This window comes from Viridibacillus arvi (genome assembly GCF_001274945.1).
GTDB lineage: Bacteria > Bacillota > Bacilli > Bacillales_A > Planococcaceae > Viridibacillus > Viridibacillus arvi.
The window spans coordinates 617,573-624,724 of record NZ_LILB01000005.1 but is presented as its reverse complement, the minus strand read 5'-3'; the positions used below and the strand labels follow the sequence as shown (position 1 = coordinate 624,724).

The window sequence follows — 7,152 nt, the reverse complement described above, 5'->3', positions numbered from 1 at the left end:
GCATTATTGTCTCCTTGTTTATATTCTTCGTTTCTATACAGGGCTTCTTATTGGATTAACGGGATGCTTTAGTAGAAAATCGTGGAGCTGTTTAGGAAAAATCTTCATATAGGTAATTGGTGTATAATTGGAAAATAGGAGAGGTGAATAGATGGTTGATGTAATTGGTTATGTAGTAATTATGTTATTAATTATCGGTTTCACATATGGTTTAGTTAGACAAGTTCAACATACTTTGACTATCCAAAAAGCTAATAGACCAGATGTATCTAATTACAGAAAGTTGTTATTCGGCAATTATTTAACGTGTGCTTCATTTTTGGGTTTTCTCGTTTCATATATATTAAACGTTTTAATTGCGATGCAAATTATCAAGTTAAATATACTTACAAGTTATAATACTAGTTTTAGTTGTTTTGTATTTTTACTGATTCTTTTAATTGCTAAATTCGGAGTTATTCCTAAAAGTCGTAAACGAAACGAATTATTAAATTGATAAAAGGTTAGATTATGTTCTATTAATTTTACTCTTAAACTAACGGGGTGCTTACTTGAATATCATTGAGTTGCATATGCAGCTCAGTATATAAAGGAAGTGGAATTAAAATTGTTTAATGTAAATAAAAAGATTTATTGGCCACTCTTGATACCTTTCATAATTTTAATGTTTATTTTACTTTATGTATTACCTGCTGAACAAAGGGTTTTCATAGTATCTTTACCTATACCATTTTGGATAATATACCATATTCTCAATAAAATTTATCCTAAAAAATAAGTAATTCAAAACTAACGGGGCAGTTTAGTTTAAAAAAGGTATCTTTTGAAACTGACAGATTATCAGTGGGAGGAATAAATAAATGGAAGAAAAAAAGTTTGATATTTTAATGTTATTTCAAATAATTTTTACAATCCTTGTTATGTTAATTAGTATTTACAGTAAGGTTACGGAAAACTACAACTTACTACCATTGATGCTCATACTTCTGAGTATAACGTTACTTATAATGGGGTTACGAGAATATAAAAGAACTCAGAGTTTATTGTGGGGTATCTTCATTTTATGCACTTCGTTATACATTTTAATCTCTGCGGTTGAAGGCATTATGATTAATTAAATGAAGTAATATTCAATTAAAAGGCAGTTTAGTTCAATAATTCGAGGAGGAATTGAGATGAAAATTATTAAAATAATTCTTGCTTTAGTTGTAATAGCAATTTCAGCATACGACTTAATTACAAAAGATTTTTTGTATGGTCCAATATCATCTTTATTACTTGGAATTTTTATTGCAATTATAGGAATAGAGGAATTTGAAAATAAAGGTAAAAATAGTTGGGGAATGTTTTTTATACCAGTATCTTTATTAGTTATTGCGGTGGCTCTATTTAGTTTCTAATTAAATTTAGGGAGAGATTCTCAACTAATTCAGTGTTTAGTCCTAAATAAATAAATAATTCTATTAAAATTTGTGAAGTATCTTACTTAAACTAACGGATGCTTTACTTGAAGATCATTGATTGAAGAGTGTTGTATAACTTGTGTTCAACAATCGGGCCATTTAACGGAATAACTTATTAAGGGGTGGAAAGTTTGGGTAGAAGACATTATCAAGGTAAGTTTTTATTTCTCAAAATAGTAACTACGCTGCTAATACTTTTATTTTTAATGATGCCATATTTCAGTTCGATTCCTCATAGTATAAGTTCATTTTTAATACCTATAACGATAATATTTTTTTTCGTAATAGATTACTTACTTGTTAAAAGAGCTTTGAAGGATAAGTGATTTAATGCATATTTATATTAAAGTGAAATGAAGTTTCCTCTCGCAATTGTTGAAGAAGCTTCACTTTTCTTCTTCAACTAACGGGTGCTTTTCTTCAATAAAGGAGTAGAGCCTTTTTCTTATTTAACTAACGGTGCAGTTTAGTTGATTAAGGAATTGGCAACAAATAGTGGAATCTAATTAATTTAATTAATTAAAAGTAAGCGATTGTGAATAAGAAGAAAAAAAAGAGAAAACATAGGGGAGGAATTTATTATGAGTACATTTGTTTATATGGTGAGACATGGTGAGTCGCCAAAAGAAGGAAATGAAAGAACAAGAGGATTAACCGAAAAAGGTTATTTAGATGCTGAACGAGTAACTGACATAATGAACGATGAAGAAGTTGATGCAGTTGTTTCAAGTCCATACGTACGCTCAATTTTAACTGTAGAAAAGTTAGCTCAACAAATAGGGCAAAAAGTTTTAGTGTTTGAAGATTTAAAAGAGAGGATATTTTCTTCTGAAGACAATCGTGTACCTGATAAGGAATTGGTGCCACTTTTGGAAAAGTCATTTTTCGAATCAAATTTCTCTTTAGAGGGAGGAGAATCAAATGCTGATTGTCAAAAAAGAGCTATAAAAGTCTTAAAAGAACTATTAAATACTTTTAGAGATAAAAAAGTAGTGATAGGTACTCACGGGGCAGTTATGACCTTGATGTTGGGATATTTCGATAGCACTTATGACTTAAATTTTTTACATAGCACATCAAAACCGGATATTTATAGAGTGGAATTCAATGAACAAGAGTTGGTGAATGTTCAAAGACTTTGGGGTGTAAATATTGATGATAACCAATAAAAATTATTTTTTTTATTGAACTAACGGGAACGGGATAGTTTAGCTCAAGAAGGATTCTACATTTTTAATGTTGAATTCTAAACTGAAATGGAATAAATGAAATATCGTTGATTGAGATACTAATAATGAAGGGAGAAGCCGTACATGATTGAGCTTAGAAAAATTACGTTGGAAAACCGCCGTGCCATATTTAATCTGGAAGTTTCAGAAGAACAACGCCGCTTCGTTGCGTCCAATCTGTCAAGCGTAGCTTCATGTTATGTCCTTGCCACCAATGGGGGACATCCATTTCCTTTTGCCATTTACGCAGATGAGCAGCCGGTCGGATTTGTAATGCTGACTTATGGAAACACTGGATACGAACTTCCATCAATCGTAGATGACAGCTATTGCATCTTACGACTAATGATTGACAAGCAATACCAGAACCGTGGTTACGGTCGGGAAGCCATGGAAAAAATCTTGGAATTTATACGCACCTTTCCAGCCGGGCCAGCACGTTACTGCTGGATTCCATATGGGACTGATAACTTCGCAGCCAAAAAGCTTTATGAAAGCTTTGGTTTCCGTGACAACGGCGAATTCTGCGACAACGAGCCAATAACCGTATTGCAACTCTGATTTGCTGCACTCCATGAAGAGAGAACCGTTGAATTTTTCGATTTCAGTGCCCTTATGATTGAACCAACCGAGACGATTCTGCAATATCTTTAAAGACAGGTAATGGAAACTAATCTTCCATAAAAGGGCGAGATTGTTAAATAAACATCTCTTTTTCTTATTAACTAACGGGGCAGGTTACTTTAATAAGAAATCGTTTATAGCGATAATTTTATATGTTAATTTTTCTGGAAATTAAGTAATTACTTAGTTGTCTATTCTAGGGGAATGTGATAAAATACATTAATTTTTGTATATGGAAATGAATCCCTGTAAATCTCAAATTTAGAGGAGGATATGTTTCGATGGAATTTAAAGGATCTAGCGTTTACAATCAAACAGATTTTTTTAAAAATTACATGACTAGAAGAAACAGAAACGATAGCCCAAATAATGCCATTGAAGGACCGATTATCTATGAATTAATTGGGAGCTTTCAAGATATGAGTGTCTTAGATTTAGGGTGTGGTGATGCATCGTTTGGAAAAGAACTCTTACATTTAGGTGCAAAAAAATACACAGGAGTAGAAGGTTCGGAACAAATGGTGGAAGTGGCACGCTCTAACATACTTGAACAAAACGGGACAATACACTTTGAAACAATGGAATCTTATGATTATCCAAAAGAGGTATTTGATCTTGTAACATCTCGATTTGCAATCCATTATGTACAATACATTAACCGCCTGTTTCAAGATGTTCATAAAACACTCAAAGAAAACGGAAGATTTGCTTTTAGTATCCAGCATCCACTTACAACTTCATCATTTGCTAGTAAGCAATCTGGAGATAAACGCGGTAATTGGATTGTCGACGACTATTTCCATGAGGGGGAAAGAAAAGAGCCTTGGATTGATCAAATAGTGATTAAGTATCATCGTACAATCGAACATTATTTTATAGCACTTAAACAAGCTGGCTTTTCAGTTCTAGATTTACGTGAAGGTACACCAAAGCGTGAACATTTTAGTTGTGAAGATGAATTTGTTAGAAGACAACGAATTCCAATTGTACTCGCTTTTTCTTGTGTGAAGTAAATAAATATCCTAATTTTGAACTACCATGAAAATTAGTTTCTTCAAGAAAAGAAGAATGGCAATACTTAGAGCGTAAATAAGTCTATGGATTGCGGTTGACTGGATTAAGGTCAGTATCAGTATTGACACTGCCTAACGATTTTAATCTCTGTGGTGAAACACTGGTTTTGTACTATGTGGATGGCTAACGGGTGCTTTTGGTGAGATCAAAGGTTGCTTAGGTAATTCTTTTTTTAAAATTTCACCAATGTATAAAGGGCAGGTGTAGTTAATATGGCATTTGAGAATGTAGTTTATCCAGCATTTATTAAGCAAGAAGAAGGAAGTTTCGGCATTTATTTCCCAACATTGCTTCCAGATTACGGTTGGGAGAATTACTTAGTCTCGGGCCCATCGAAAAAGGAAGCAATCCAAAATGCAAAGAAGGCCTTAGCTTATTTGTTAGCTGGTGCTCTATATGATAATGAAGATTTACCAAATCAGGCACCGATTCCTGCTAATCTTGTGACGGAAGAGATGGAGCTTGTTTTTATTAAAACATCTTATAGCGATTATGCGAAGGAAATTGAGGAGCATTTACCTGGACGTCATTGGCATATCTGTTTTAATAGAGATGAGAAAAGTGATTTTCGAGCTGTTGCATATAAGAATAAGCAAGGATTTTGGGATGTAAAGGTAGATGGCGATTTACCTATTGGAATGGAACAGGAGAAGTTGTTACAACTTTGTCCTAAATATCCTGTAATTTGTACAGCACGACTTAGAGTTGAGGCGGAAGAAGCATTCGATAGTTTTATACTCAGAGTAAAAGAGATATAAAAGCAGTTGTAGAAATTACTCGTATTGCTTCAAAAACAATATTGATATTTTACTAACGGGGTAGGTTAGTTGAAGAAGAAGCTAAAGCTTTTTGTATATTCAGGATGGGATATTTGGTTAAACTTGGAACTTATATTGCTTTAAAACGTATTAAAATAATAGGATAAAAGATGAAAATTGAAATGGAAGTAAAAGCATTTGACGAAGTTGAAGTTCAAGGTGCCAAAGACGCTTTTAAAGGTGTAGATTTAATGATCGTACATAAACTTTCTAAAGATACAACAATACGTGATTAGAAACTCTATTATATAAGCTATTTGAAGAAGTCAAAAATGGACACAAAAATCCAGAGCAATGTGTAGGTAAAATTACAATTCGTGCAAAAAAAGAAAATGGTGAAATTGTATATTTAGATTAGATTGAATGAAGTGCGTTGCTGCGATATGTAGGAACGTTTTTTCAATAATGGATGCATTAGCAAAAGATTATTGAGCTGCAAAGACGGCTCTTTTTTTCTTTTTAAACGAAAGGGGCAGGTTAGTTGAAGAGTGTTGTTTATCTTGTGTTCAACAATCGGGCCATTTAATTGAAAAAGTGAATATCTGCATCTGTTATAAAGATGCAGTTTTTTTATTGAAAAATGTTGTAACGAAATCAATAATTTTGTGATTCATAGGTGAATGGCCAGACGGAAAAGGGAGGGTGGCAGTGGATAAGGACAATATATACCAAGATTATGGGGATTTTATATTTAAATACTTGTTAACTTTGACAAACAACCTTGATTTAGCAGAGGAGCTAACTCAAGAAACATTTTATCAAGCGATTAAATCCATTAATAACTTTCACGATAATGGTAAAGCCAAGTTTTCCACGTGGCTCTGTGCAATTGCTAAAAACGTATGGCTGCAAGAATTAAACCATAAAAATAAAAACCAACAATTGAAGGACTCACTAAAAAGTGAAAGCACAACATTTTACGACTTGGTAGATGAGTATATAAAAAACGAGGATAAAGTTTTGTTTTTTAAAAAGGCTCATCAACTCAGTGAGGATAAACGGGAAATACTTTATTTAAGAGTGTTGGGTGACTTATCGTTCAAAGAAATTGGTTCAATTTTTGAAAGGACAGAAAACTGGGCAAGAGTAACTTTTTATAGAGCAAAACTTGAAATCAGAAAGGGTGAGTAGGGTTATGAAACATAGTATATTTAAGGATTTGGCTCCTGCTTATATTGATAAATTAACAAGTGAAGAAACAAATGAACAGATAGAAAAACATATGGATCAATGTGAAGAATGCCGAAATTATTTAAACAAAATGAAGGGAGATTTATTTTCAGAAGATGAAAATGAGAGAAGAAAAGATAAAAGGAACATTGATTATTTTAAAAAGGTACGCTCCAAAAATAGAAAAAAGATCTTAGTTATCGTATCATCACTACTAACAATGTTTCTTGTTCTGATAACTGCTTATTACTTTGTGTTTGTAAATATGTGGCAAGCAAGTTCCAGTAATGTTGAAACAAACATTCAGAGTCAGGGCACGATGGCTACGCTCTTATTCAAAGCAAAAAAGGACAATCATTATATAATTTTAACAGATGCAAAAACAGATGAGGGATATACAGATACTATATTTGTGTATGAAAAAAGGAACGATTTCTCTACCCCAGCAAAACTCCTAAAAGATGGGAGTGGCATTTCTTTCACATTTGCAGATGAAAACACATTATTACTGTACAATGGGAAGAAGAAGAAACTAACGGATGAAGATAAGGTAACTATACAATATAAAGATAAAACCGATGTAATACCCATAAAAGATTTATATGATAAAGGTAACGATGCTGAATGATTTAAAAATGGGATAGAAGTTATACCGCAAACGGGCGCGATTGTTGAATAAGCTTCACTTTTCTTGTTCAACTAACGGGTGCATTAGTAAAAAGGGCAACGTCATATATACGTTGCCATTTATTAATTAAAAGTACCTTTGATAAA

Annotated in this window: 10 protein-coding genes; all 10 read left to right on the top strand. The window is 32.7% G+C overall.

The features are described from left to right. The first annotated feature begins 151 nt into the window (after positions 1–151). Positions 152–496, top strand: coding sequence for a hypothetical protein (locus AMD00_RS12325; protein ID WP_053417357.1), 345 nt, complete (start codon positions 152–154; stop codon positions 494–496). A gap of 364 nt (positions 497–860) precedes the next feature. Beyond that, the gene (locus AMD00_RS24305; RefSeq protein ID WP_053417356.1) at positions 861–1,118 is read left to right on the top strand and encodes a DUF3953 domain-containing protein; all 258 of its coding nucleotides are present in this window, start codon (positions 861–863) and stop codon (positions 1,116–1,118) included. Between the two features lie 57 nt (positions 1,119–1,175). Further along, the gene (locus AMD00_RS12315) at positions 1,176–1,400 is read left to right on the top strand and encodes a hypothetical protein (RefSeq protein WP_053417355.1); all 225 of its coding nucleotides are present in this window, start codon (positions 1,176–1,178) and stop codon (positions 1,398–1,400) included. Between the two features lie 644 nt (positions 1,401–2,044). After that, positions 2,045–2,632 carry a histidine phosphatase family protein gene (locus tag AMD00_RS12305; RefSeq protein ID WP_053417353.1) on the top strand — a complete coding sequence of 196 codons (588 nt, stop codon included), beginning with the start codon at positions 2,045–2,047 and terminating at the stop codon, positions 2,630–2,632. Between the two features lie 144 nt (positions 2,633–2,776). Continuing rightward, positions 2,777–3,253 carry a GNAT family N-acetyltransferase gene (locus AMD00_RS12300; protein ID WP_053417352.1) on the top strand — a complete coding sequence of 159 codons (477 nt, stop codon included), beginning with the start codon at positions 2,777–2,779 and terminating at the stop codon, positions 3,251–3,253. Between the two features lie 344 nt (positions 3,254–3,597). Beyond that, positions 3,598–4,329: a class I SAM-dependent methyltransferase gene (locus AMD00_RS12295; protein ID WP_053417351.1), complete on the top strand. Its 732-nt coding sequence runs from the start codon at positions 3,598–3,600 to the stop codon at positions 4,327–4,329. 273 nt (positions 4,330–4,602) lie between these two features. Beyond that, positions 4,603–5,148, top strand: coding sequence for a hypothetical protein (locus tag AMD00_RS12290; RefSeq protein ID WP_053417350.1), 546 nt, complete (start codon positions 4,603–4,605; stop codon positions 5,146–5,148). A gap of 170 nt (positions 5,149–5,318) precedes the next feature. Then, entirely contained in the window at positions 5,319–5,444 is a 126-nt protein-coding gene (locus tag AMD00_RS24170) for a hypothetical protein (protein WP_281173066.1), read from the top strand. 412 nt (positions 5,445–5,856) lie between these two features. Next, complete coding sequence (locus AMD00_RS12280; protein WP_053417349.1) at positions 5,857–6,339, top strand: RNA polymerase sigma factor; 483 nt, start codon at positions 5,857–5,859, stop codon at positions 6,337–6,339. A 4-nt stretch (positions 6,340–6,343) separates the two neighbouring features. Continuing rightward, the gene (locus AMD00_RS12275; protein ID WP_053417348.1) at positions 6,344–7,006 is read left to right on the top strand and encodes a zf-HC2 domain-containing protein; all 663 of its coding nucleotides are present in this window, start codon (positions 6,344–6,346) and stop codon (positions 7,004–7,006) included. The last annotated feature ends 146 nt before the right edge of the window (positions 7,007–7,152 follow it).

Excerpts from the sequence above, each read along its gene's own strand:
- AMD00_RS12325 (WP_053417357.1), top strand. The coding sequence starts at position 152 with ATGGTTGATGTAATTGGTTATGTAGTAATTATGTTATTAATTATCGGT.
- AMD00_RS24305 (WP_053417356.1), top strand. The coding sequence starts at position 861 with ATGGAAGAAAAAAAGTTTGATATTTTAATGTTATTTCAAATAATTTTT.
- AMD00_RS12315 (WP_053417355.1), top strand. The coding sequence starts at position 1,176 with ATGAAAATTATTAAAATAATTCTTGCTTTAGTTGTAATAGCAATTTCA.
- AMD00_RS12305 (WP_053417353.1), top strand. The coding sequence starts at position 2,045 with ATGAGTACATTTGTTTATATGGTGAGACATGGTGAGTCGCCAAAAGAA.
- AMD00_RS12300 (WP_053417352.1), top strand. The coding sequence starts at position 2,777 with ATGATTGAGCTTAGAAAAATTACGTTGGAAAACCGCCGTGCCATATTT.
- AMD00_RS12295 (WP_053417351.1), top strand. The coding sequence starts at position 3,598 with ATGGAATTTAAAGGATCTAGCGTTTACAATCAAACAGATTTTTTTAAA.
- AMD00_RS12290 (WP_053417350.1), top strand. The coding sequence starts at position 4,603 with ATGGCATTTGAGAATGTAGTTTATCCAGCATTTATTAAGCAAGAAGAA.
- AMD00_RS24170 (WP_281173066.1), top strand. The coding sequence starts at position 5,319 with ATGAAAATTGAAATGGAAGTAAAAGCATTTGACGAAGTTGAAGTTCAA.
- AMD00_RS12275 (WP_053417348.1), top strand. The coding sequence starts at position 6,344 with ATGAAACATAGTATATTTAAGGATTTGGCTCCTGCTTATATTGATAAA.